Annotated in this window: 24 protein-coding genes; 15 read left to right on the plus strand and 9 right to left on the minus strand. The window is 40.5% G+C overall.

Annotated features, from left to right (window positions below; all coding sequences use genetic code 11):
* The coding region (locus JWP71_RS03470; RefSeq protein ID WP_299497187.1) for an AAA family ATPase at nt 1-715 on the minus strand (715 nt) is incomplete at its 3' end.
* A gap of 139 nt (nt 716-854) precedes the next feature.
* Between JWP71_RS03470 and JWP71_RS03475 the strand changes: the two genes are divergently transcribed.
* Nucleotides 855-995, plus strand: coding sequence for a hypothetical protein (locus tag JWP71_RS03475; RefSeq protein ID WP_299497189.1), 141 nt, complete (start codon nt 855-857; stop codon nt 993-995).
* A gap of 194 nt (nt 996-1,189) precedes the next feature.
* On the opposite strand, the gene JWP71_RS03480 is transcribed toward JWP71_RS03475, so the two are convergent.
* From JWP71_RS03480 to JWP71_RS03490, 4 genes are all read right to left on the minus strand, one after another.
* A complete protein-coding gene (locus JWP71_RS03480; protein ID WP_299497191.1) occupies nt 1,190-2,743 on the minus strand; it encodes an Rne/Rng family ribonuclease in 1,554 nt (517 codons plus the stop codon).
* A 121-nt stretch (nt 2,744-2,864) separates the two neighbouring features.
* Nucleotides 2,865-2,954, minus strand: a complete 90-nt coding sequence (locus tag JWP71_RS17325) for a hypothetical protein (RefSeq protein WP_008506795.1) — start codon at nt 2,952-2,954, stop codon at nt 2,865-2,867.
* A gap of 20 nt (nt 2,955-2,974) precedes the next feature.
* Nucleotides 2,975-3,820, minus strand: a complete 846-nt coding sequence (locus JWP71_RS03485) for a tetratricopeptide repeat protein (protein WP_299497193.1) — start codon at nt 3,818-3,820, stop codon at nt 2,975-2,977.
* Nucleotides 3,821-3,826: 6 nt separating this feature from the next.
* Complete coding sequence (locus JWP71_RS03490) at nt 3,827-4,126, minus strand: HU family DNA-binding protein (protein ID WP_299497195.1); 300 nt, start codon at nt 4,124-4,126, stop codon at nt 3,827-3,829.
* Between the two features lie 187 nt (nt 4,127-4,313).
* On the opposite strand from JWP71_RS03490, the gene mutY reads away from it, so the two are divergent.
* From mutY to JWP71_RS03505, 3 genes are all read left to right on the plus strand, one after another.
* Nucleotides 4,314-5,357 carry an A/G-specific adenine glycosylase gene (mutY, locus tag JWP71_RS03495; RefSeq protein WP_299497197.1) on the plus strand — a complete coding sequence of 348 codons (1,044 nt, stop codon included), beginning with the start codon at nt 4,314-4,316 and terminating at the stop codon, nt 5,355-5,357.
* Nucleotides 5,358-5,381: 24 nt separating this feature from the next.
* Nucleotides 5,382-5,798 carry a single-stranded DNA-binding protein gene (ssb, locus tag JWP71_RS03500; protein ID WP_299497200.1) on the plus strand — a complete coding sequence of 139 codons (417 nt, stop codon included), beginning with the start codon at nt 5,382-5,384 and terminating at the stop codon, nt 5,796-5,798.
* Nucleotides 5,799-6,050: 252 nt separating this feature from the next.
* Nucleotides 6,051-7,583, plus strand: a complete 1,533-nt coding sequence (locus JWP71_RS03505) for a serine hydrolase (RefSeq protein WP_299497202.1) — start codon at nt 6,051-6,053, stop codon at nt 7,581-7,583.
* 14 nt (nt 7,584-7,597) lie between these two features.
* Here JWP71_RS03505 and JWP71_RS03510 read toward each other — a convergent pair whose 3' ends face one another.
* The 4 genes from JWP71_RS03510 to aspS all read right to left on the minus strand — a co-directional run bounded on the left by JWP71_RS03510 (nt 7,598) and on the right by aspS (nt 10,954).
* Entirely contained in the window at nt 7,598-8,065 is a 468-nt protein-coding gene (locus JWP71_RS03510; RefSeq protein ID WP_299497203.1) for an FKBP-type peptidyl-prolyl cis-trans isomerase, read from the minus strand.
* Nucleotides 8,066-8,098: 33 nt separating this feature from the next.
* Entirely contained in the window at nt 8,099-8,551 is a 453-nt protein-coding gene (locus tag JWP71_RS03515) for an FKBP-type peptidyl-prolyl cis-trans isomerase (protein ID WP_299497206.1), read from the minus strand.
* Nucleotides 8,552-8,695: 144 nt separating this feature from the next.
* Nucleotides 8,696-9,145, minus strand: a complete 450-nt coding sequence (locus tag JWP71_RS03520; RefSeq protein WP_299497208.1) for an FKBP-type peptidyl-prolyl cis-trans isomerase — start codon at nt 9,143-9,145, stop codon at nt 8,696-8,698.
* 63 nt (nt 9,146-9,208) lie between these two features.
* Nucleotides 9,209-10,954, minus strand: coding sequence for an aspartate--tRNA ligase (aspS, locus tag JWP71_RS03525; RefSeq protein ID WP_299497210.1), 1,746 nt, complete (start codon nt 10,952-10,954; stop codon nt 9,209-9,211).
* 419 nt (nt 10,955-11,373) lie between these two features.
* On the opposite strand from aspS, the gene JWP71_RS03530 reads away from it, so the two are divergent.
* The 11 genes from JWP71_RS03530 to JWP71_RS03580 all read left to right on the plus strand — a co-directional run bounded on the left by JWP71_RS03530 (nt 11,374) and on the right by JWP71_RS03580 (nt 23,357).
* Entirely contained in the window at nt 11,374-13,767 is a 2,394-nt protein-coding gene (locus tag JWP71_RS03530; RefSeq protein WP_299497212.1) for a TonB-dependent receptor, read from the plus strand.
* Between the two features lie 79 nt (nt 13,768-13,846).
* Nucleotides 13,847-14,494, plus strand: a complete 648-nt coding sequence (pnuC, locus tag JWP71_RS03535; RefSeq protein WP_299497214.1) for a nicotinamide riboside transporter PnuC — start codon at nt 13,847-13,849, stop codon at nt 14,492-14,494.
* Nucleotides 14,479-15,576, plus strand: coding sequence for an acyl-CoA dehydrogenase (locus tag JWP71_RS03540; protein WP_299497216.1), 1,098 nt, complete (start codon nt 14,479-14,481; stop codon nt 15,574-15,576). Before pnuC ends, JWP71_RS03540 begins: the two co-directional genes overlap by 16 nt.
* A gap of 76 nt (nt 15,577-15,652) precedes the next feature.
* Nucleotides 15,653-17,353, plus strand: coding sequence for an alkaline phosphatase PafA (gene pafA, locus JWP71_RS03545; RefSeq protein WP_299497218.1), 1,701 nt, complete (start codon nt 15,653-15,655; stop codon nt 17,351-17,353).
* A gap of 169 nt (nt 17,354-17,522) precedes the next feature.
* Nucleotides 17,523-18,146 carry a thiamine phosphate synthase gene (locus JWP71_RS03550; protein ID WP_299497220.1) on the plus strand — a complete coding sequence of 208 codons (624 nt, stop codon included), beginning with the start codon at nt 17,523-17,525 and terminating at the stop codon, nt 18,144-18,146.
* 103 nt (nt 18,147-18,249) lie between these two features.
* Complete coding sequence (locus JWP71_RS03555; protein ID WP_299497222.1) at nt 18,250-18,819, plus strand: thiamine pyrophosphokinase; 570 nt, start codon at nt 18,250-18,252, stop codon at nt 18,817-18,819.
* 148 nt (nt 18,820-18,967) lie between these two features.
* On the plus strand, nt 18,968-19,993 hold the full coding sequence (locus JWP71_RS03560; RefSeq protein WP_299497223.1) for a DUF6515 family protein: 1,026 nt from the start codon (nt 18,968-18,970) through the stop codon (nt 19,991-19,993).
* Nucleotides 19,994-20,123: 130 nt separating this feature from the next.
* Nucleotides 20,124-20,891, plus strand: coding sequence for a molybdate ABC transporter substrate-binding protein (modA, locus tag JWP71_RS03565; RefSeq protein WP_299497225.1), 768 nt, complete (start codon nt 20,124-20,126; stop codon nt 20,889-20,891).
* Nucleotides 20,892-20,904: 13 nt separating this feature from the next.
* Nucleotides 20,905-21,576, plus strand: coding sequence for a molybdate ABC transporter permease subunit (modB, locus tag JWP71_RS03570; RefSeq protein WP_299497227.1), 672 nt, complete (start codon nt 20,905-20,907; stop codon nt 21,574-21,576).
* On the plus strand, nt 21,573-22,202 hold the full coding sequence (locus JWP71_RS03575; protein WP_299497230.1) for an ATP-binding cassette domain-containing protein: 630 nt from the start codon (nt 21,573-21,575) through the stop codon (nt 22,200-22,202). The genes modB and JWP71_RS03575 overlap by 4 nt, the downstream gene beginning before the upstream one ends.
* Before the next feature lie 222 nt (nt 22,203-22,424).
* Nucleotides 22,425-23,357 (plus strand): FAD:protein FMN transferase, encoded by a 933-nt coding sequence (locus JWP71_RS03580; RefSeq protein WP_299497233.1) that lies wholly within the window; start codon nt 22,425-22,427, stop codon nt 23,355-23,357.
* Nucleotides 23,358-23,359 lie beyond the last annotated feature (2 nt).

Raw genomic sequence — 23,359 nt, forward strand, 5'->3', positions numbered from 1 at the left:
TGGCGCCGTCTTTAGTAATATGGCCTATTAAAAATACCGGCGTTGCGCTTTCCTTGGCAAAGCGCAACAATTCGGCAGTACATTCGCGCACCTGCGATACACTGCCCGGTGTAGATTCTATATGTGATGAATGAAGCGTTTGTATAGAATCAACCACAACCAGATCTGGCTCCAGTTCTTCAATCTGTTTAAATATGTTTTGAGTTGAGGTTTCGGTGAGGATAAAACAGCCTTTATTAATTGCGGGTTTCGCATGTTCGACTTCGGACTTATTTAGCGTACTAACCTCACTCAATCTCTCTGCCCGCATCTTTATTTGCTTCTCACTTTCCTCGCCTGATATGTACAAAACTTTAAGGTTAGGCATATTCAGCGCCAGTTGCAGCATCAGGGTTGATTTACCAATACCCGGCTCGCCACCTATTAGTACCAATGAGCCGGCTACAATGCCACCGCCTAAAACCCGGTTAAATTCTTTATCGGGTGTAAGTATGCGGTCCTCTTCGTTAAAAGTAATTTCGGCAACCTCAATCGGTTTATTGGCGCGTTGCTGTGTGGTGCTGCTAACTTTCCAGGTGGGGACGGATTTGGGATCTTTTTCAATCACCTCCTCCACAAAAGTGTTCCATTGCTGGCATGACGGGCATTTGCCCAGCCACTTGGCCGACTCAAAGCCACAGCTTTGACAGAAATATGCGATCTTGGTTTTAGCCAATTTGATTTACGATTTTAGAATGACGATTTACGATTTCACAAATGTGCAGATTATTTTGAGAATGGCAATGAGTTTTGCTAAATTAATTAGCAATTAATTGCGCCTGATATTTATTTAAATTTAGAATATCTTAGATATAATGAATAACTGCAACAAACTTAATTTAGAATGGATACCCAACGCCTACGCAGCAGTTAAAGAAAAGAAGCAAAAAGAAGCAGGCAACATCACAGAAACTTATTGCACCGATTGTAAAATCAACTGGCTTATATTAAGTTAAAAAGGGAATTTCAAACCAATAAGCGATTGTCATCCTGAGCGATAGCGAAGGATCTTATACACCCTGTAATCCGATACACATCGCTTTGAGAAGATTCTTCGCTATCGCTCAGAATGACAAGATGCTGTAAACAAAAAATGCAGATGCTCTTTAAAACATCTGCACATCCGCATATTTGCACATCTGCAAACCGCCTATAGTTTAATCTCCTCATCCTTCGATGAGAAAAAATGAAATTCTGTAATTTGATAAGACGGATTGCTTTTAACCTTTATCCACTGGCCGTATTTAAAGAACCATTTTACCTGGCGGGTCATGATAAAGCCCTGCCTGATGTAGGCCTCGATATAAGGGTGTACAGAAAGGGTTATGCCTTTTTCGTTTTGCTCGGTTAAAACGTAATTGAAGTTATTCTCAATATCATCCAGCAATAAAATTGTTGGGCGTATTTGTCCTGTTCCATGGCAGGCGGGGCAAACTTCGCTGGTAACAATATTCATTTCGGGCCTTACACGCTGACGTGTAATTTGTACCAGCCCAAATTTACTTGGCGGTAAAATAGTATGCTTAGCCCTATCAAGCAACATCTCGGCACGCAAATAATCAAACAGATCTTTACGGTTGTTGGGCTTGTGCATATCAATAAAGTCTATCACCACAATACCACCCATATCGCGCAGACGCAACTGGCGGGCAATTTCTTTGGCTGCTTCTTTATTTACCTGGAACGCGTTTTCTTCCTGATTTTCTTTACTGGCAGTACGGTTGCCGCTGTTTACGTCAATAACGTGCAGGGCCTCTGTATGCTCAATTACCAGGTAGGCACCCCCGGCCAGGTTTACCGTTTTACCAAAAGCGCCCTTTATTTGTTTATCAACACCGTAGTGCTCAAAAATAGGTTCTTTGTGCTTGTGTAACCGAACGATGCTTTCCATTTCCGGAGAAATATCATGAACGTATTGGCGCACTTCTTCATACAAAGCCGCGTCGTTCAAATAGATATGCTGAAAATCGGGATTTAATATATCTCTTAAGATAGTTGATGTACGGCCAATTTCGCCCAATACTTTTTTACCCGGCTCGACCGATGGCAGGCGGGTAATAAAAGATTCCCACTTTGATATCAAATCAAGCAGGTCCTTTTGCATTTCATCAACACCCTTACCTTCTGATACGGTACGGATAATTACCCCAAAGTTTTTGGGTTTTATGCTTTCAACAATTTTGCGCAAGCGGTTCCTTTCCGTGTTGCTCTTTATCTTTTTTGAGATAGAGATAACATCAGAAAAAGGCACTAAAACTACATACCGCCCTGCAATAGATAGATCTGAACTTAAGCGGGGGCCTTTTGTTGAAATTGGCTCCTTAGCTATTTGTACAGGTATAAGCTGGTTTTTGGTTAATATCTCAGAGACCTTTCCGCCTTTGCTAATATCCACCTCAAGCTTAAAGTTATCTAAAAGCTTTGACTGGTATCCACCACTACGCACTTGCTTGGCCAGTTTAAGCAGGCTTTGAACCTGCGGACCAAGATCAAGATAATGCAAAAATGCATCCTTCTCATAACCTACATCAACAAAAGCAGCATTTAACCCGGGCATTATTTTTTTAATACGGCCCAGATATATATCACCAACAGTATAATTGTTGCTGATTTGCTCTTTATGTAGTTCTACAAGTTGTTTATCCTGTAATAATGCAATAGTAGCCCCGTTAGGGGATGAATCGATAATTAATTCTTTTATCAACTGCTACTCCATTTCTTAAACGGCACAATTACCGCATATTAAAACAATAGGGGTAAAAAAACAATACTGTATGCACTTACTCGCTTTAAAGCAGGTAAAAATAAGGGGCTAAATAGCCGCCTTATTTCTTTTTATGCCTGTTTTTTCTTAAACGCTTTTTGCGTTTATGGGTAGCCATTTTGTGTCTTTTACGTTTTTTACCGCTTGGCATAATAATAATTTTTTAATGTGTTAATTTTTTAATTCCTTAATATATTGATCTATGCGCTGACCAAAAACCTGGTCGGGCATCATTTCTTTGCATTTTTGATAAGCTGCAATCGCTTCAGCTTTTTGTCCCAATTGCTTGTAGCTTTCGGCCAAATAAAAGTATGGTTCAAATTGAGGCTTGTGTGCTATAAGTATTTTAAAGCGCTGTACAGCCTTTCCATACTGCCCTGATTTCATGGAGAACAAACCTAAATTAAGATTTGCGCTTTCATTGTTGGGGTCTTGCTTAACAACTTCAAGTAACAAGGCAATACCCTGCATTGGTGTTGCGCCGCCGTTTACATAAGCAACACCTAAACCTGTTTTGCCTTCAAGGCTTTCGGGTTTAAGCTTTAGCACATTTTGAAACGCCTCAACTGCGTTTGTTATAAACACCGGTGTTACCGAAGTATCTTGTGTTAGTTTAAATGCATCATTAAAACGAGTACCCGCGTTTAACCAATCGGTTAAGGTGTTTTCTTTGCGTGCAAGCTCCAAATAATAAAAGGCTGCCGGCGCGGGTTGATTAACATCATCCCATCGGGAGGCTAACTCCTTTTCAAGCTTTAGCTTATCTGCATCGGTAGTAGCGTTTTTTAACTGCCCCTCTAAATCGTTGATCTTTGCCGATAAAGCTGCACCAATTGCAGTTTTAGCCGGTTCTGATACGGTTGCCACATCAACATTTGCCTGGGGCCGCTCTGCAGGAGCACTTTTGGCAGTATCATGTGTAGAACCTGCTTTTATTAAACCTTTTACAGGCAATGAGTACAAATAGCCCATAATAGCTACTATAGCTACCATAACAACTATCTGTTTCTTATTCATATCTGCTTATTTTGTTTTAGATATTTTGTTGCCGCTTTTAACTTTTTCAACAAAAGTTTTTGCCGGTTTAAAGCTTGGAACAAAATGCTCAGGAATAATTATAGCAGTATTTTTTGAAATGTTACGTGCTGTTTTTTTCGCTCTTTTCTTTACCACAAAACTTCCAAATCCTCTTACATAAACGTTCTCACCGCCTACCATTGAGTTTTTAATAACCTTAAAAAACGCCTCAACCGTTTCTTGTACATCAACCTTCTCAATTCCTGTTTTAGATGAGATTTCAGTTATAATTTCTGCTTTAGTCATATCTGATTTTCCTTAATTTAACTTTATTTAAAATGTAATTACTTAACTGTTTTGGGGTTGCAAAAGTATTGCTTTATTACTAAAGATCGAAATTATTAACACATTTTTTTTACTTAAGGCAAAAAGTGCTACATAATCTTTACAAATACCATTCCATTAAGCACTTATTACTATATTTTTGTTCATCATGAATTTCTCTGACGAGTTGGTACGGTGGTACAACGAAAACAAACGCGACCTGCCCTGGCGCAACACAACCGATGCTTATATTATTTGGCTATCTGAGGTAATTTTACAGCAAACCCGTGTAGATCAGGGGCTGCCTTATTTTTATCGCTTTGTTGAGAAGTACCCCGATGTTACCTGCTTTGCCAATGCCAGTGAAGATGAGATATTAAAACTATGGCAAGGCCTGGGATATTACTCACGGGGGCGCAACATGTTGAAAACCGCACGTATTGTTCAGGAAAATTTTAACGGAAAGTTTCCGCAAGCGTATGATCAGCTAATTAAACTAAAAGGGATTGGCGAATATACTGCTGCTGCCATCGCCTCATTTTCTGCTAATGAGGCAAAAGCTGTGGTTGATGGCAATGTTTATCGGGTTATAGCTCGTTACTTCGGCATTAGTGAGCCAATAAACAGCACAGCCGGTAAAAAAATATTCCAAGCTACCGCAAACGATTTGCTTAACAAAAAAATACCGGCAGCACACAACCAGGCCATGATGGAATTTGGGGCCATGCTTTGTAAACCCAAAAATCCGGCTTGCGGTGCGTGTCCGATTAGGGAAGGATGTTATGCTTTTATAAATAATGCCACTACTACTTTACCGGTAAAACTTAATAAGATTAAAATAAGGGAGCGGTTTTTTAACTACTTTCTATATACCGACGGCGACAATATTTTAATGAACAAACGCGGCGAGAGCGATATTTGGGCCAACATGTACGATTTACCCTTAATAGAAACTTCATCTTTATTACCCCTTGATGAGTTATTGGCATTGCCCGAAACCGTAGCATATTTTGGTAATAGTATCAAAATATCAGGAAGTGCAATGGTAAAAAAGCATCTATTAACTCATCAGCATTTACATGTTCGTTTTATCACATTATCGCAGCAACCTATAAGAGTAAAAGAGGGTTGGGTTTTCATAAAAGTAGAAAAAGCAAAAAAAATGGCTTTACCTAAGGTGATTTTTATATTTCTAGATAATTTTTTAAATTAGAAATAAATATCTTACATTTAGACTATGTCTGGAATCAATAAAGTTATACTGGTTGGCCACTTAGGCAAAGACCCCGAAATACGCCAATTAGAAGGTGGCGTATCTGTTGCAAGCTTTCCCTTGGCCACATCAGAAACCTTTAACAAGGATGGTAAAAAAGTTGAACAAACCGAGTGGCATAATATTGTACTGTGGCGAAGCCTTGCAGATGTAGCCGCTAAATTTTTACAAAAAGGTAAGCTGGTTTACATCGAAGGTAAATTACGTACCCGATCTTTTGAAGATAAGGAAGGCATAAAAAAATATACTACCGAAGTAGTGGCCGAAAGCTTTACCATGCTGGGCCGAAAAACCGATTTTGAGTCGGATGCGTTTCCGCGCAATGGAGTAAGAAGTGTTGAGGGTTCAAATGGTTTTGACAACGATACAGAAGAAATTTAATCACAATATATGAACCAATGTCCGCCCTCGCTGTTAGTTCAGGAGGGCTTTTGTTTTTTCCTTCGCGACGGCAGTATTGTTTTCAAACTAGAATGATTAATTTTAAATCTCATGTTAAGTTAAATAAGTAATGAGGGGGTTGATTTTTGCGTTAAATTAGTACTTTTAGAATAATATTGGTTTGCATTATATGCTTGTTAATTTATATCAATCATGCTGGCTAACATCATTCTTCTCATCAAAACAATGCTAATGAAAAAGACGCTTATTTTATTTCTCGGCTGCATTTCATTGATCACTTTAACCCGGGCCCAGGGTATCGACAGAAGTTCGTTTATTAAAGATAGCCTTGATGTATATATAAACCGGGCATTAACCAACTGGCGCATTCCCGGCGTTGCTGTTTGTATAGTAAAAGACGATAAAGTGGTATTAATGAAGGGCTATGGCGTTAAAGAACTTGGCCTTGCAAACAAAGTTGATGAGAATACGCTATTCATGATAGGCAGTAATACCAAAGCCTTTACGGCTACCGCCCTGGCTATGCTGCAAGAGGAAAAAAAACTATCGCTTGATGATAATGTAACCAAATATTTGCCAGGTTTTAAGCTGGAAAATAAAGCGGCAGGCGAACAAGCTATAATTCGCGATCTGTTATGCCATAGATTAGGCTTTAAAACCTTCCAGGGAGATTTTACTTTTTATAACACTGATCTTACCCGCCAGCAGATTATTGAGAAACTGGGCCACATAAAGGCCGCCTATCCCTTCAGAAGCAGGTGGGGATATACCAACGCGGCGTTTTTAACAGCAGGCGAAATCATTCCACGGGTTTCGGGCAAATCATGGGAAGCGTATTTAAAAGACAATATTTTTGCACCATTGGGTATGACCAATACATTGGCGCTAACAGCCGATATGCCCAAATCATTTAATAGAACAGTGCCGCATACATTGATAGACGACCGTCTTACTGCCATACCTTATGCTCAACTAGATGGAATAGCACCAGCTGGCAGCATTTCATCATCTGTAAATGATATGAGCAAATGGGTGATGGCGCAGTTAAATCTTGGTAAAGTTGGCACAAAGCAGGTTATACCGATGGGTGCTATACAAGCAACCCGGGAACCGCAGGACGTAGTAGGCAGCATCCGCCACCTAAATGGCGAAACTAATTATGAATTATACGGGCTTGGTTGGTTTTTGCAGGATTATTCGGGCCATCGTTTGATAATGCATGATGGTGGAGTAAATGGTTATGTATCATCTGTAACACTTGATCCACAAGATCATTTAGGAATAATTATTTTAACCAATACAGATCAAAACGCTTTTTACGAAGCTCTGCGTTGGGAAATTATAGATGCTTATCTAAAAAAGCCTTACTTTAATTACAGCGATGCGTATTTAAGTTTTTTTAAAGCCAGTATAGCCCGCGAACAAAAAATTAATAAAACACTGCGTGATTCGGTTGCGTTAAATTTACCTACAGCTATGCCTGTAGTAAATTATACGGGTAAATATTACAATGAACTATACGGAAATATGGTAATTACCCAAGGCGAAAACAACGACCTGGAGGCCCGTTTTGAACACCATACCAAAATGTTTGTGCGCTTGCAACCTTTAGGTGGCAATAGGTTTTATGCCACTTTCTCTGACCCGGTATTTGGTAAAACGGTTTTCCCTTTTACCTTTCAAGGCGGAAAAATAACAAGCGTAAAAATTAAAGTAGCAGACTTTGTAGAAGCCGACCCGTATGAATTTAAGAAGATAAACTGATAAGGATTACGCTATTAATTAAAACCTTGCAGCGTAACACTATTATATATTACAACCGTATTGGCCGGGATATTACCATGGGCTGTATTACCATAACCTAACCCCGAAGGAACTATTAATAAAATTGTTCCACCTGTGCCAATTTTGGGTAAACCTATACGCCACCCTTCTATAAGCTGCCCAAGTGGTGCAAAATAGGTACTGGATCTGCTGTCAAGAGCAACGCCATCTAATGTCATAGATGTATATCCAACGGTTATATTAGAAGCATCTGTTGGGTGTGCTGCTGTACCGGGATTAATTATCTGGTAGTAAAGGCCTGAAGGATCTTTTGTAGCGGTAATTTCGGTATGCAGTTGTAAATAAGCCTGGATCAATGCGTCATCGGTTGCCGCTTGTGCTGCAGTATCAAACGTTGTCGCTTTTTTACATGATGATAAAGCGAAAATAAAAAGGCCAAATAGCAAAAAGTATTTTTTCATATTATTATTCTGTAATTTAAATTTCTACACGTATTAATTATAGCCTATGAGATCGATTGTATAAATAAGTATCGAGTTGGCAGGAACGGTGTATTGCGAAGTATTGCCATAAGCAAGGGCCGATGGTGCTATTAAATAGATACGGCCACCGGTGCCAATTTTAAGCAGGCCAAGCTGCAATGCCGGAATAGTGGTACTAAGCTGATAGGTAACAACATTAACATGATCAAACTGGATACCGTTAAGGTATGTGTTTGTATAGCTAACTTGCACGTTAGAAGTTGCTATTGGATGTGCTGCTGCTCCCGGAGTTATTATTTTATAATAAAAGCCAGAAGGGTCTTTGGTAAGTGTAAGGTTATTGGCTTTCATATAGGCCTGTATTTTCGCATCATCAACGGCTGCCTGTTGGGCAGTTACATCTGATTTTTGACAAGATGATAATGTGATAACAAACAAACTAAATAGTAGAATATATTTTTTCATGCAGTTTTACTTTAAAGCCGGTAATTTATATAAAAATTATATGCAGGGTTAATTTTTAACTTTTTTTAGCATTTGGCAAAAATACAAAATATATATCCGCTGTAAATTATCAGCCTAATAATCATGTATATCTGCAATACCGGCTTAGTTAAAGCCTAATAATTTTATATCGAACATTAATATGGTATTAGCTTTGATAATACCGGAACCTGTGTTACCGTAACCTAATGATGAGGGTATAAAAAGCTTTATTTCGCCCCCGGTACCAATTTTAGGTACACCTATTTGAAAACCTTGTATTGTCTGGCTTAACGCAAGCAAAGCGTTTAAATTTTGGTCGAATACAGACCCGTCTAACCGGCTACCCACATAGTTTACATTAACAACCGATGAGGCTCCGGGACGCGTATTGCCGCCGGGAGTAATTATCTGGTAGTAAAGGCCTGATGGATCTTTAACAGCGGTAATGTTATTTGTTTTTAAATAAGTTTGTATAGTGGCATCATCCTGAGCGTTCTGTTTATTAACATCATACTTTTTACAAGATGATAATGCAATGGTTAAAATAACAAATAGTAAAAAGTATTTTTTCATGTGATATTTTACGTTATAACTGTTTTTGTATTTAAAAAGTATGTGTGGTCAAAAAATTACCGGCTATAGGGCTGTTTTAATTTTCAACTCTTTTAACTGTGTATCTGCAATAGTAGATGGCGAGTCTATCATCATATCGCGACCCGAATTGTTTTTAGGGAATGCGATAACATCGCGTATGGAATCCAGCCCTGCAAATATGGAGCAAAGCCTGTCGAAGCCAAAAGCTATACCACCATGCGGAGGCGCGCCATATTCAAAAGCGTCCATTAAAAAGCCAAATTGCTTTTGAGCCTCTTCGGCCGTAAAGCCTAAGTGTTTAAACATCAGGGCTTGTAAAGCACGATCATGAATACGTATAGAGCCGCCTCCAATTTCTGTCCCGTTAATAACCAGGTCATAAGCATTGGCGCGCACATCGCCGGGGTTGGTATCCAGCATTGCAATATCCTCGGGTTTTGGTGAAGTGAATGGATGGTGCATGGCATGATAACGCCCGGATTCTTCATCAAACTCTAATAATGGAAAGTCTAACACCCATAAAGGCGCATAAATGTTTTTATCGCGCAGGCCCAAACGGTTACCCATTTCTAGGCGAAGCTCATTTAATTGCTTGCGCGCCTTATCGGCATTGCCGGCTAATACCAATATCAAATCGCCCGGTTCTGCTTCAAACGCGGCGGCCCAGTTGGTAAGATCGTCTTCTGAATAAAATTTATCTACTGATGATTTTAAGGTCCCGTCGGTATTATAACGGCAATAGATCATGCCGGTTGCGCCAATTTGCGGGCGCTTTAACCATTCGGTTAGTTCATCTATTTGCTTGCGGGTATAGTCGGCACAACCTTTGGCATTAATACCAACCACTAATTCGGCATTATCAAATATGCCCAAGCCTTTACCTTTAACTATATCATTCAGCTCGACAAACTGCATCCCGAAACGGATATCCGGTTTGTCTGAGCCATATAAACGCATGGCATCAGCATATTGCATCCGCGGGAAATCATTAAACTCAATACCTTTTACGGCTTTAAATAAATGGCGGGTCAATCCTTCAAAAATATTCAGGATGTCTTCCTGGGTAATGAAAGCCATCTCACAATCTATCTGTGTAAATTCAGGCTGACGGTCGGCACGCAGATCCTCATCCCTGAAACATTTTACTATCTGGAAATAACGGTCGAAACCGCTAACCATCAATAACTGTTTAAAAGTTTGCGGCGATTGCGGCAGGGCGTAAAACTCGACCGGATTCATTCGGCTGGGCACCACAAAATCGCGTGCGCCTTCGGGGGTTGATTTGATCAGTACCGGGGTTTCCACCTCAATAAAATCAAGCATATCCAAATACTTGCGTACCTCTTGTGCCATTTTATGACGAAGCACCATGTTGTTGCGTATAGGATTACGGCGCAGATCAAGGTAACGGTATTTGGCCCTTAACTCTTCGCCGCCATCGGTTTCGTCCTCTATCATAAACGGAGGCACCTTAGACGAATTAAGCACTTCGATAGATTCTACAGCGATCTCAATTTCGCCGGTGGCTATTTTGGTGTTTTTGTTGGTACGCTCAATTACGGTACCGCTTACTTTAATTACAAATTCGCGGCCCAGCGTGCGGCTGGTTTCGCGCAGCGAGGCATCCGTATCAATATTTAACACCAATTGGGTAAGGCCGTAACGGTCGCGCACATCAATAAATGTTGTGCCGCCCAGGTCGCGCGATTTTTGCACCCATCCGCATAAAGTTACTGTCTGGCCTAAATTATTGATGTTTAGTTCGCCGCAAGTATGTGTTCTTAACATAGTAACGTGTTTATAAAGTTTGCAAAAGTACGTTTTTGAGGGGAAAGGTGAAAGGTAAAAGGTGAAAGGTTTTAACAGGAAATAACGAATCCGAAATCGAACATTCGAAATTCAAAATAAACTATACCTTTGCCTCATAATTCTCAAGGGGTGCCTTGCTTTGGAAAGATAAATATCGCTGCAGCATATTTTACCAAACTGAAAGACAGGCTGAGATCAAACCCATTGTGTTAAGTTAAAAGTCAAAAGTTAAAAGTTAAAAGCCAATATCCAGGCCAATGACTAATGACCAATGACCTAATGACTTCCCACATGCACCTGATCCGGGTAATGCCGGCGTAGGGAGAGGTAACAAGTTAAGTGTACTGCATATTCAACCCTGGTGTGCGGATGGTTTAACAATTTTTATTTAACACACATTGAAAAATTTATTCACGGCATTATTTGCCTTGCTGTTGCCTGTCCTGGCATCGGCCCAATTCTCTGTATCGGGGAAAATTACTGACCAGCAAACCGGCGAAGCATTGCCCGGAGCTACTATCACCATTCAAAAACAAGCCGTTAGCATAATGTCGGATGCCGGCGGGAATTACGCTATTGCCAATTTAGCTGGCGGCACCTATACTATTGTGGTAAGCTACCTGGGCTACCAATCGGCACAAAAAAGCATTACAGTATCAGCCAATACAACGGCAAATTTTACTTTAAACCATAACTCTATCCTTACAGAAGAAGTTACCGTAAGCGCTACCCGCGCTTCGGCAAATTCGCCAACTGCTTTTACTAATTTAAGCAAAACAGATATTGACAAAAACAATTCGGGCCGCGGGTTTGAATATTTGCTGGAGCAAACGCCATCAACGGTGGTTACCTCGAATGCCGGTGCAGGGGTAGGTTATACCAGTATCCGCATACGCGGATCAGACGCGACCCGCATTAACGTAACCCTTAACGGCATACCCATGAATGATGCCGAGGACCAAGGCGTATACTTTGTTGACTTGCCCGACCTGGCCTCATCTGTAGACAATGTACAGGTGCAGCGTGGGGTGGGTACTTCTACCAATGGCGCGGGAGCTTTTGGCGCCAGCATCAACATACAAACCACTACCCGCCGTGATACGGCTTATACCGAGATCAACAGCTCTGCAGGCTCATACGGAACAGTAAAAAACACGGTTAACGTAGGTACAGGTTTATTAGGCGGGCATTATAGTTTTGACGGGCGGTTATCAAATATGACATCTGATGGTTATATAGATCGTTCTGGCTCAACCTTAAAATCGTTCTTTTTAAGCGGTGCTTATTATGGTAAAACCAGCGTGTTGCGCCTTAATGTTTTTAGCGGATATGAAAAAACCCACCAGGCCTGGGATGGCGTGCCCGAGGATAGTGTAAAATATGGCAACAGGCGATATAATGAGCTAGGTTACATCAGCTCAAGCGGTACTTATTATAATAATCAAACTGATAATTATAATCAGAATTATTATCAGCTACTGTATAATCAGCAAATCAACTCCAAATTATCCTTTAGCGGGGCTTTGCATTATACCAAAGGCTATGGGTATTACGAAGAGTATAGAAATGGCGATGCTTTAAGTGATTATGGCATTACCCCCGTTACAGTTGGCGGGGTGGTTATTAACAATACCGACCTGGTGCGCCGCCTATGGTTGAACAATGATTTTTACGGTGCAACCTATAACCTGAATTATAAGCCGGATAATAAACTCGATATGACACTTGGCGGCGCTTACAATGAGTACAAGGGCCAGCATTATAACAATATTGAGTGGACCCAGCAAAGCACCAATATTCCACCGGATTACGAGTATTCGCGCAACAGCGCCAAGAAAACCGACTTTAATATTTTTGGCAAGGTAGAGTATCATATAGGTAACGTATTGCTGTATGGCGATATGCAATACCGCCACATTTATTACTCGTTTTTAGGGTATGATCAAAACCTGAATAATGTACAGCAACAGGTAGCGCTTAACTTTTTTAACCCTAAAGTGGGTATTACCTATAATTTGGACATGAATAATAATATCTATGCTTCGTTAGCCGTGGGTAACCACGAGCCCAACCGCAGCGACTTTGTAAATTCATCGCCCACAAGCCGCCCAAAGGCAGAGAATTTAAAAGATCTCGAGGTTGGTTATCGTACTATCCAATCAAATTTTAGCGCGGGCATTAACGGCTTTTATATGCTGTATAAAAATCAGCTGGTGCTAACAGGTGCTTTAGATGATGTGGGAGAGGCCATACGTACCAATATTAAAGACAGCTACCGTGCAGGTATAGAAGCCAACGCCAAAGTAAAAATAGCATCGCCATTAAGCTGGGCAGCAACCGCTACATTAAGCACCAACAAGGTTAAAAATTTTCAGCAGTTTTTACAGAACTATGATACCAATACTTTAGATGCAACACAGTATAATAAAACGGATATCGCTTACTCGCCAAACCTTACCGGTTCAAGCACTATCAGCTATCAGCCTTTAAAAAATGCGGAGATCGCTTTTATCAGCAAATACGTTAGTCAGCAATATTTAGATAATACCTCAACGCAAAGCCGCTCGCTTCCGCGCTATTTTGTGAACGATGTGCGGTTGAATTATAATTTCAGCATAAAAGGCATTAAGAATATAGGTATTGGGTTATTAATAAACAATGTATTTAGCGCCAAATACCAGTCGGACGGTGCAACCTACCCGGATATTGAAGGTGGTAAAGTGGTTAATTACAATTACTATTTTCCGCAGGCGCCGGTTAATTTTTTGGCATCATTGAATCTTAAATTTTAATAACCTCAAAAATAAATACTGTTTTAACGATGGGGTATTATACCCTGTCGTTCAAAATGGTATGTAAAACTGCATGACTATGGATATACAATCCCTGATGCACCTTTTAAACGCGCAAATACAGCAAACTACTTTTTGGGAATGGGGAGCCGTATTATTTGGCATTGCCGAGGTATTGCTGGCCAAGGTTAATAATATCTGGCTTTATCCAACCGGTATAGCAGGCACTGCAATAGGTATTTATGTTTTAATGATAGCAGGCCTATATGCAGAATCGGCACTTAGTGTTTATTATGTGGTGATGAGCGTTTATGGCTGGATATATTGGCTGAAAAAGCGCGGCCATCCCCCGGTAAGCATCTCCTGGTCAACACGTAATGAGTGGATAATAACCCTGCTCATTGTTTTTGCGGGATGGGGTATACTGTTCCTGTTGCTTAAAAACTTTACAGCGTCAACCGTTCCGGTATGGGACGCGTGGGTATCATCAACAGCATGGGCCGGTATGTGGTTGCTGGCCAGGCGTAAATTAGAAAACTGGATATTATTAAATATTTCAAACCTGTTTGCTATACCGTTACTATGGCAAAAGCAGCTCATTTTGTTTTCGGCACTCACCCTGTTTTTATTTGTTGTAGCCATTTTTGGTTTTTTTGATTGGCGCTCCATTTGGAAAAAAGAACAGCTTATTAATACCAATAAACTAAATAAATGGAACATTCAATAGCCCACCCTTCAAAGTATATAGATCACCAGGATGTAACAATAATCAGGGATGCCGCCATCGAAGCCGAAGAGCTGGGTATGTTAAGTGCGTCGCAATTAAAAATGGTTTACCGGCAAAAATGGTTTAAACTTTTAATACCCCAAGTTTACACCGGGAAACAAATAGCATTGACTGATTTGGTAAGGCTGCAGGAAGCCATTAGTTGGGCTGATGGAAGCATCGGTTGGGTAGTAACACTATGCAGCGGCGCGGGTTGGTTTGGCGGATTTATATCGCCGCAAATTGCGAATTTTATTTTTAAAGAAGATAATGTTTGCCTGGCCGGAAGCGGTGCGGCAGACGGAACTGCCGAAATTACAGATACCGGATATATCATCAACGGTACCTGGAAATATACAAGCGGTGCTTACCATGCTACACACTTTACTGCTAACTGTATTATAAAAAAGGATGGAGAAGTTGTGCTTGATGACAAAAATGAGCCTTGCATACTGCCATTTATAGTTGATAAAAAGGATGTTATTTTATTGCCGACCTGGAAATATACAGGCATGGTTGCCACAGGTAGCCATTCATTTCAAATAAAAAACTTAAAGGTAAATGCGAACCGTTGTTTCCGTATAAATGCAGATTATGCAGCGGTTAGCGACAGGTTATATCAATACCCGTTTTTGCAGTTGGCAGAAGCTACCCTGGCAGTAAACCTTTCTGGTATGGCCGTACACTTTACTGACCTTTGCCATGCTGTTTTTGAACAAAAAAGAAAGCAGCCCAAACTTACTGCCGACAACCAGCACGAACTCGATAAGGTGTTTGCCCTTGAAACGGATAAGCTGCACTTAGCCCGGAATGCCTTTTTTGCTGCAGTAGATAAATCCTGGAACCAGGATCAAAGCTCCGTCGAGCAACTGTTAGCTGTGAGCCAAACAAGCAGGGCATTAGCAAGGCAAGCCCTTGCAACGGTTGATGTACTTTACCCTTATTGCGGCTTGTTAGCAGCATCGCCTGATATGGAAATTAACCGAGTATGGCGCGATCTGCATACCGCAAGCCAGCACTCGTTATTAACATTTGCGGTTTAGCTTGATTTTAAATTAACACAAACTTCACATGCGGTTTTAATTGTATTATTGATATTTGATGTTTTAAACTTGTACAATGAAAATTAAACACTCATTTATTATATTTTTCTGTTCTGTTGCAGTTATAGCATCTGCACAAACCAAAAAGAAAACAGTCTCGTCGGCAGTAACCGCTGCAGTTGTTCCTTCGACAGATCTGCCCCGCCCCAAATTGGTAGTAGGCATAGTGGTTGACCAAATGCGCTGGGATTACCTGTACCGTTATTATTCGCGTTATGGCAATAGTGGTTTTAAACGCTTGTTAAAGGAAGGTTTTAGCTGTGAAAATACTAATATAGACTATATACCTACGGTAACCGCCGCGGGGCATACAGCTATTTATACCGGCTCCGTTCCGGCTATACACGGCATTGCGGGTAATGATTTTATAATACAAGCCACCGGCAAATCAATGTATTGTACAGATGACAGCACAGTACAAACCGTGGGCGCCGTATCAAAGGCGGGCCAGATGTCGCCGCGCAATTTATTAACCACAACTGTTACTGACGAGTTAAGGCTGGCAACAAATTTCCATTCGAAAGTTATTGGCATAGCTTTAAAAGACCGTGGCGGTATTTTACCCGGGGGGCATACCGCAAACGCCGCCTATTGGTTTGATGATAAAAGCGGCAACTGGATAACCAGTACGTATTACATGAAAGAATTGCCACAATGGATGAAAGATTTTAATGATCAGAAACTACCGGAAACCTATTTAAAATTAGACTGGAATACATTATATCCCATAAATACTTATTTGCAAAGCACCGCGGATGATAACAAATATGAGGGAGCATTTAAAGGCGCTGATGCACCAACCTTGCCTGTAAAAACATCAAATTTATATAAGGGTAATTTAGGGCTGATACGCAGTGTGCCTTACGGTAACACCATGACGATTGACCTTGCAGTGGCGGCAATAAACGGCGAGCAATTAGGGACCGGACAAGCAACAGATTTTTTAGCGATGAGTTTATCTTCTACAGATTATATAGGCCACCAGTTTGGTGTTAACGCTGTAGAAATTGAAGATACCTATTTGCGTTTAGACCGCGACCTGGGTACATTTCTTACTTTTCTTGATGCAAAAGTGGGCAAAGGAAACTATACCGTATTTTTAACAGCCGACCACGGCGCAGCACACAACCCCGCCTTTTTGCAGGATAAAAATATCCCGGCAGGCGTATGGGATGAAGCTGCTTCATTAAAAGATATTAACAGCTTTTTAATGGAAAAATATAAAATTGACGGCCTGGTGCTTAGCTTTACTAACTACCAGGTTAACTTTAATTATAAAATCATTAAGTATTTAAAGTTGGATGAAAACGCATTAAAAAACGATTGTATAGCCTACTTGCAGAAACTGCCTTCTGTTGCTTTTGCAGTTGATATGCAAAAAGCACAAACAGCAAATATTCCTGAAGAACTGCGTACACGTATTATAAATGGCTATAGCCGCGAACATAGCGGTGTTATCCAAATCATTCTGAAGCCTGCTTATTTTACAGGGCACGGAACAAATGATAAGGGCCCAACCGGCACCACACATGGCACCTGGAACCCGTATGACGCGCATATACCATTGGTATTTATGGGCTGGGGCATACAGCATGGTACAATTACCCGCAGTACACACATGACGGATATTGCGCCAACTATTTCTGCCTTATTACATATACAGGCGCCAAATGGTTCTATTGGGGTACCTATAAGTGAAGTGTTGACACGATTTTAGGATTAAAGGATTTTTTTTGATGGCATTTATAATGCATCATTGCAATCTGTTAATTTTTAAATAATGCTTTTTTAGTTGCTTATTCGAGGTAATCTTTCAATCATGATTTTACGTTTGGCATTTATAATATCATCATGGCATCTATTAATTATTTAAATCATGTTCAGGTATGAAGAAATACATATCCAAATTTCATTATTTAACCCAGGATCTGCCTAACCGCAGCCATGTTGAACAGGCACAAATAGCCTGTAGTGCCGGTGCAAACTGGCTGCAATATCGCTGCTTAACCAAAGCTGATGATGAACTGATTGAAGAAATAAATCAAATTGCCGAAATATGCGATGAATGGGGCACAACGCTTATTTTAACCAATCATTACCATTTATTGGATAGGGTTGATGCGCAAGGTGTACATATTGAAGATTTTGATGCCGACCTTTCTATTATTCGCGAACATATTGGAGAGGATAAAACATTAGGCGCATCGGCAACAAATATTGAACGATTATTGGCAGTACAAGCCACCGGGGTTGTAGATTATTGCGGATATGGCCCATTTGCGCATACCGATACCAAACCCAATAATAAGCCGCTGCTGGGCTTTGAGGGCTATCGCGAATTGCAAAAACAGCTTATTGATATACCTGTAATAGCCGTGGGCGGCATTGGGCTAACAGATGTTGAGCCATTATTGCAAACCGGCATTTATGGCATCGCGGTATCTGCGGCAATAAACTTAGCCCCTGACCCCGGTAGGGCTGTGAAGGACTTTTATCAAAAAATATATTAATACCTTTGTCTGAATTAATGATTAATACGGTTTTGATTAGCGTGATTAATTATTAACACGATCACTAATTACTAATCTCCAATTAACTAATCTCTAAATCTCCATGTCATCCCACCATATCATTCGCGAAAAACAGGAACCGGCCCTATTGGTATTGGGCCTGGATAGCTTTGATGACGAACAATTGGGCCAATTGTTAGAATGGAGCCCCACTTTAATAGTAACTCCATTAATTGCCGAAAAACTAAACTCGTACGGTATTAAAATAGATTGGGTAATAACCGATGAAATAGACGAGGCCCTGCAATCAGATATAAATTTGTTGCCTTTGGGTGACCATACAATAATCGCGTCGGCCTTAAACTATTTAATTGCACAAGGCTATCCGGCTGTTAATATTGTAGCGGATGAATTTGATCTGAATGATTATCTGCCTTTCGCAGATAAAATTAATCTGGTAATATTTTATGATCAGCAAAAAATATACGCGGTTAACCCGGGCTTTAGTAAATGGAAACCGGCAGGCGAAGGTATTAGGCTTTTACAACACCCTGCAAACATTAAAACAAGCGGATTACAAAAAATAAGTAATGACAATTTTAAAACCATGGCAGATGGTTTTTTTGAGCTGCATTTTGATAATTCTTGTATATTTATTGCCGAAGCGTTGTAACTTTTCGCCTATCAAATACGTCTACGTACTGAATACTTGAACTAAGGCAATAACGTTATTATTATAAGGATTAAACCGTTAATACTTTTTACAGTCCAAATCACCAATAATCGGCACGATTTAATGACAATCCATTTATAACCAAACCATGAAAAAGACATACATAAAATTAACTGGTATTGCTTTTAGCGCAGTATTGTGCATTATCCTTACTATACCGGCTATGGCACAAAGAGGCGGCGATCATAGCGACGGAACTAGCGGTGGTTCAGCTCCGGCTCCTGCAGCGCCTGTTCAAGCTCAACCGCAGCCACAACGCAGCAATCCGCAGCCACAAGTACAGCAACAGCGCAGCAACAATGCAAACGTAGCTCCGCAACAACGCAATAGCGGCCAGCCGCAAAGAAGCACAAACAGCCTTGGCTCTACGCCATCTGCGCCACGCGGTGCCACCCATCAGCAGAGCATGAGCTTTTCACCAGCCAATCCACGCAGCACCAATGGAGCCTACGCCCCACGCCGTTATTCTGGATTGGGCCAAAGGGGACCCAATACTTATAGTCCTCGTACCGGCTACCGTAGTTACCCGGGCCTGGCTTATGGGCACAACTATATAACAGTGAGGCCAAGAGGATTTTATTACCAAAACCGCGGGTATTACGGAACTTATTACCGGCCGCAATTAGGTGTAAGATTAAATGTGTTGCCTTTTGGCTACTACCCGTTCTATTTTGGCGCCGACCAATATTTTTACAGTGATGGCTTATACTATCGCCAGGAAAACAATGATTATACCGTGGTTGAACCACCGGTTGGTGCCGTAATAAACCAATTACCGGCAAAAGCGCAGGCAATAGCCATAAACGGCATGCAATATTATGAGTTGAATGGCGTGTATTACCAACCCATTACTAAAGATGATGGTACATTAGTTTACCAAATAGCAGGTAAAGACGGCGAATTAAATACAGACAATAATGGTAATGCACAGGATGACCTGCCACAAGTTGGCGATCTGGTTGATACACTGCCACAAGGTTGTAAAATGTTAAAGCTAAACGGGCAAAAATATTATGTATCAGAAGAAGGGTACTATTTCCAGGATGCCGTTGATACCAATGGCGATAAAGTTTTTAAAATTGTAGGCACACCAAATGATGCGCCGGGGAATTAATAGGTAGTCTGTATAAAATACTAAAGGGTGAGGGCCAATAGCTTTCACCCTTTTTTTGTATAAAGGTTAATGTTTTAAATTTAAAACAATGGTTTAAAAACGCTTTATATTTGTATGATAAAATTAAAACATGAAACTCAACATATTTTATTTTAAAAGAACAGGCATATTATTATTTACCTGTATGTTATTTTCAGTATCCAGCTATGCTCAAGGTTTAAAAGTAGCCGCGGCCGCCAACCTGCAATCTATTATAGAAGTACTTCAAAAAGATTTTAAACAAAGAACTGGTATAGAGATAGAACCTATTGTTGGCTCGTCGGGCAAACTGGTAGCGCAGATAAAGAACGGTGCTCCATTTGATGTTTTTTTATCGGCTGATATGAGTTTCCCCCAAGAATTATATAAAGAAGGATTTAGCGCCAAAGTCCCTGTTGTTTATGCCTATGGCAGCTTAATAATTTGCAGCAGTCAGAATATAGGTTTCCAGAACTGGGAGCGCATGCTGCTAACTCCCCGCATAAAAAAAATCGCGATAGCTAACCCTGCAGTCGCGCCTTATGGTTTAGCTGCCGAAGAATTGTTAAAGAAAAACGGCATACTGGAAAACGTTAAAAGCAAAATGGTTTACGGCGAAAGCATCTCGCAGATAAATACCTATATCACTACCGGTGTGGTCGAAGTGGGTTTCACCACCCAGGCATTAGTAAAAGACCCGGCCAATAAAACACCGCTTTTCTGGAAAGTGATAAACCCTAAAAGCTACACACCAATCCAACAAGGTATCGTAATCTTGAAACACGGCGAAAAAAACCCCGATGCCGAAAAATTTTACCAATATATTTTAAGTGCCCCCGCTAAGCGTATATTTGAAAAATACGGTTATCGTATTCAATAATTAATCCCGGCGGATGGACCTTTCACCAATTTGGCTTACATTAAAGTTGGCAGCAATTACCACGCTGTTACTATTGATAGTGGGTTTACCGGTTGCGTGGTGGTTATCAAAGGGCCGCTCATTTTTTAAAACTATTATTGAGGCCGTTATTACTATGCCGCTGGTATTGCCGCCATCGGTATTAGGGTTTTATTTGTTGCTGGCTTTTAGTCCGCAGCATGGCTTGGGTAAATGGTTGCAAAATACGTTCGATATCCAATTTGTTTTTTCCTTTCAGGGATTGGTATTGGCCTCTTTTATTTACAGCATGCCATTTATGGTGGGGCCCATTAAATCGGCGCTGCAACAATTACCGGCATCATTAGCCCAGGCATCCTATACCCTGGGTAAAACCAAGTGGCAAACCTTTAAAAGCATATTAATACCAAATATCAAACCATCCTTATTAACAGCTATTGTGCTAACGTTCGCTCATACATTAGGTGAGTTTGGTGTAGTATTGATGATAGGTGGCAACATTCCCCGTGTTACCCGTGTAGCCTCAATTGCCGTATATGATTCTGTTGAGCGGATGGATTATGCTGCCGCCAATACTTACTCATTGATACTGTTTTGTATAACGTTTGTAATGGTAATAGGCTTGTTTATTTTTAATAAGTACCAGGCAAAATCTCCGCTAGAATGATAGACATAGCAATAGAGAAAAGACTAAAAGTTTATCATGGCCGGCAAATATTGAAAATAGACCGCCGGTTTGCCGATGGAAGCATTACCAAAATATATGGCCCTTCCGGAGCAGGAAAAACCACCTTTTTAAAAATAATAGCCGGATTGATCTCGCCCGAAAAAGGCAGGATAACAGTTGATAATACTACCTGGTTAGATACCAACATAAACATCAACCTATCGCCCCAAAAAAGAAAAACAGGCTTTGTTTTCCAGGATTATGCCCTGTTTCCAAACATGACGGTTATTGAGCATTTAGCATACGCTACGAACCATAAGGATTGGATAACGCGGCTATTAATTTTAGGTAAGCTGGATACCCTGACCAATCATAAACCCGTGCACCTATCAGGCGGGCAACAGCAGCGTTTAGCTATTTTGCGCGCGCTTGCTATCAAACCTAAATTGTTATTGATGGATGAGCCTTTTTCCGCATTAGATCCGGAGATGAAAACCGAATTAATACAGGAATTAAAAGTTGTGTTTAAAGAGCTAAACATAACAGTTTTAATAGTGAGCCATAACCCTGCGGAGTTGGATGGGCTGGTTGACGGAGAGTTGTATATAAGCGACTTCTCGCTTTAAGCTATGCTCAGAACCCACCCCGGCGGCCTGTGCTTAGTTTGAGGTTTTTCGCTAACGCTCAAGAAATCCGTTTGATTTATAATAGCAATGATATTGAATCTGTTAATTAACGTTAAAAACCCTTATAAAGGCGTTAATTTCATCTAATCTTCAGATTGTCCCTTTACTATTGTTTGGAGATAATTACAAAAATCCCGTTAATTTTTATTTTTTTAAACCCCGATGCCAGATCAGCAAATTTTTAAAAGGGCCTGCAAGTTAATGGGTAACCGTTTTGAGTTGAGCGTGGTTGCTGATAATGAAATATGGGCCAATGAGAAAATTGATTTGGGAGTTGATGAAATAAAAAGAATAGAACGGTTATTGACCACTTTTAGCGACGATAGCGAAACCAATTGGATTAACCAAAATGCCGGTATACAGCCTGTGGCAGTAAGCCGGGAAACATTTGATCTTATTAAACGATCTATCAGGATATCTGAAGTAACCCGTGGTGCATTTGATATTACTTATGGGTCTGTGGATAAACAACTATGGAACTTTGATCAAAAAATGACCGCATTGCCGGATAAAGCTACTGCAAAAAAAATGGTGCGCCTTATTAACTTCAGAAACGTTGTGCTTGACGACGAAAACTGCACGGTTTTTTTGCGGGAAAAAGGAATGAGGATAGGGTTTGGGGGGATAGGTAAAGGTTATGCCGCCGAGCGGGCAAAACAAATTATGAAACAAGGCGGTGTGAGTAGTGGGGTGGTAAACGCGTCGGGCGATTTGAACGCCTGGGGTGTACAGCCAAACGGCCAAAAGTGGACCATCGGCATTGCAAATCCGGATTCTTCACATGAAATATTTTCGTATATGGACATCACTGATATGGCTGTTGCCACATCAGGTAATTATGAAAAATTTATTATGGTGGATGGTAAAAAATATTCGCACACCATTAGCCCGCTTACAGGCTTGCCCGTTACCGGTATTAAAAGCGTAACCATTATTACAACTAATGCAGAAGTTGCTGATGCTATGACAACTCCGGTAATGATTATGGGTATTAATACCGGGTTAAATATGATAAACCAAATGAAAAGTATTGAAGCAGTCATAATTGATGATTACAATAATTTATATACTTCAAAAAATATCAACATTAAATAAAT

Source organism: Mucilaginibacter sp., from assembly GCF_028287845.1.
In the GTDB taxonomy this organism is placed as follows: domain Bacteria; phylum Bacteroidota; class Bacteroidia; order Sphingobacteriales; family Sphingobacteriaceae; genus Mucilaginibacter.

What these genes read in the sequence shown, in the direction of transcription:
- mutY (WP_299497197.1), top strand. Translation starts at nt 4,314, where the DNA reads ATGAATTTCTCTGACGAGTTGGTACGGTGGTACAACGAAAACAAACGC.
- JWP71_RS03505 (WP_299497202.1), top strand. Translation starts at nt 6,051, where the DNA reads ATGAAAAAGACGCTTATTTTATTTCTCGGCTGCATTTCATTGATCACT.
- JWP71_RS17325 (WP_008506795.1), bottom strand. Translation starts at nt 2,954, where the DNA reads ATGCCAAGCGGTAAAAAACGTAAAAGACACAAAATGGCTACCCATAAA.
- JWP71_RS03550 (WP_299497220.1), top strand. Translation starts at nt 17,523, where the DNA reads ATGAAGAAATACATATCCAAATTTCATTATTTAACCCAGGATCTGCCT.
- JWP71_RS03485 (WP_299497193.1), bottom strand. Translation starts at nt 3,820, where the DNA reads ATGAATAAGAAACAGATAGTTGTTATGGTAGCTATAGTAGCTATTATG.
- JWP71_RS03520 (WP_299497208.1), bottom strand. Translation starts at nt 9,145, where the DNA reads ATGAAAAAATACTTTTTACTATTTGTTATTTTAACCATTGCATTATCA.
- pafA (WP_299497218.1), top strand. Translation starts at nt 15,653, where the DNA reads ATGAAAATTAAACACTCATTTATTATATTTTTCTGTTCTGTTGCAGTT.
- JWP71_RS03510 (WP_299497203.1), bottom strand. Translation starts at nt 8,065, where the DNA reads ATGAAAAAATACTTTTTGCTATTTGGCCTTTTTATTTTCGCTTTATCA.
- JWP71_RS03490 (WP_299497195.1), bottom strand. Translation starts at nt 4,126, where the DNA reads ATGACTAAAGCAGAAATTATAACTGAAATCTCATCTAAAACAGGAATT.
- modB (WP_299497227.1), top strand. Translation starts at nt 20,905, where the DNA reads ATGGACCTTTCACCAATTTGGCTTACATTAAAGTTGGCAGCAATTACC.
- aspS (WP_299497210.1), bottom strand. Translation starts at nt 10,954, where the DNA reads ATGTTAAGAACACATACTTGCGGCGAACTAAACATCAATAATTTAGGC.
- JWP71_RS03540 (WP_299497216.1), top strand. Translation starts at nt 14,479, where the DNA reads ATGGAACATTCAATAGCCCACCCTTCAAAGTATATAGATCACCAGGAT.
- modA (WP_299497225.1), top strand. Translation starts at nt 20,124, where the DNA reads ATGAAACTCAACATATTTTATTTTAAAAGAACAGGCATATTATTATTT.
- JWP71_RS03575 (WP_299497230.1), top strand. Translation starts at nt 21,573, where the DNA reads ATGATAGACATAGCAATAGAGAAAAGACTAAAAGTTTATCATGGCCGG.
- JWP71_RS03475 (WP_299497189.1), top strand. Translation starts at nt 855, where the DNA reads ATGAATAACTGCAACAAACTTAATTTAGAATGGATACCCAACGCCTAC.
- pnuC (WP_299497214.1), top strand. Translation starts at nt 13,847, where the DNA reads ATGGATATACAATCCCTGATGCACCTTTTAAACGCGCAAATACAGCAA.
- JWP71_RS03560 (WP_299497223.1), top strand. Translation starts at nt 18,968, where the DNA reads ATGAAAAAGACATACATAAAATTAACTGGTATTGCTTTTAGCGCAGTA.
- ssb (WP_299497200.1), top strand. Translation starts at nt 5,382, where the DNA reads ATGTCTGGAATCAATAAAGTTATACTGGTTGGCCACTTAGGCAAAGAC.
- JWP71_RS03515 (WP_299497206.1), bottom strand. Translation starts at nt 8,551, where the DNA reads ATGAAAAAATATATTCTACTATTTAGTTTGTTTGTTATCACATTATCA.
- JWP71_RS03555 (WP_299497222.1), top strand. Translation starts at nt 18,250, where the DNA reads ATGTCATCCCACCATATCATTCGCGAAAAACAGGAACCGGCCCTATTG.
- JWP71_RS03580 (WP_299497233.1), top strand. Translation starts at nt 22,425, where the DNA reads ATGCCAGATCAGCAAATTTTTAAAAGGGCCTGCAAGTTAATGGGTAAC.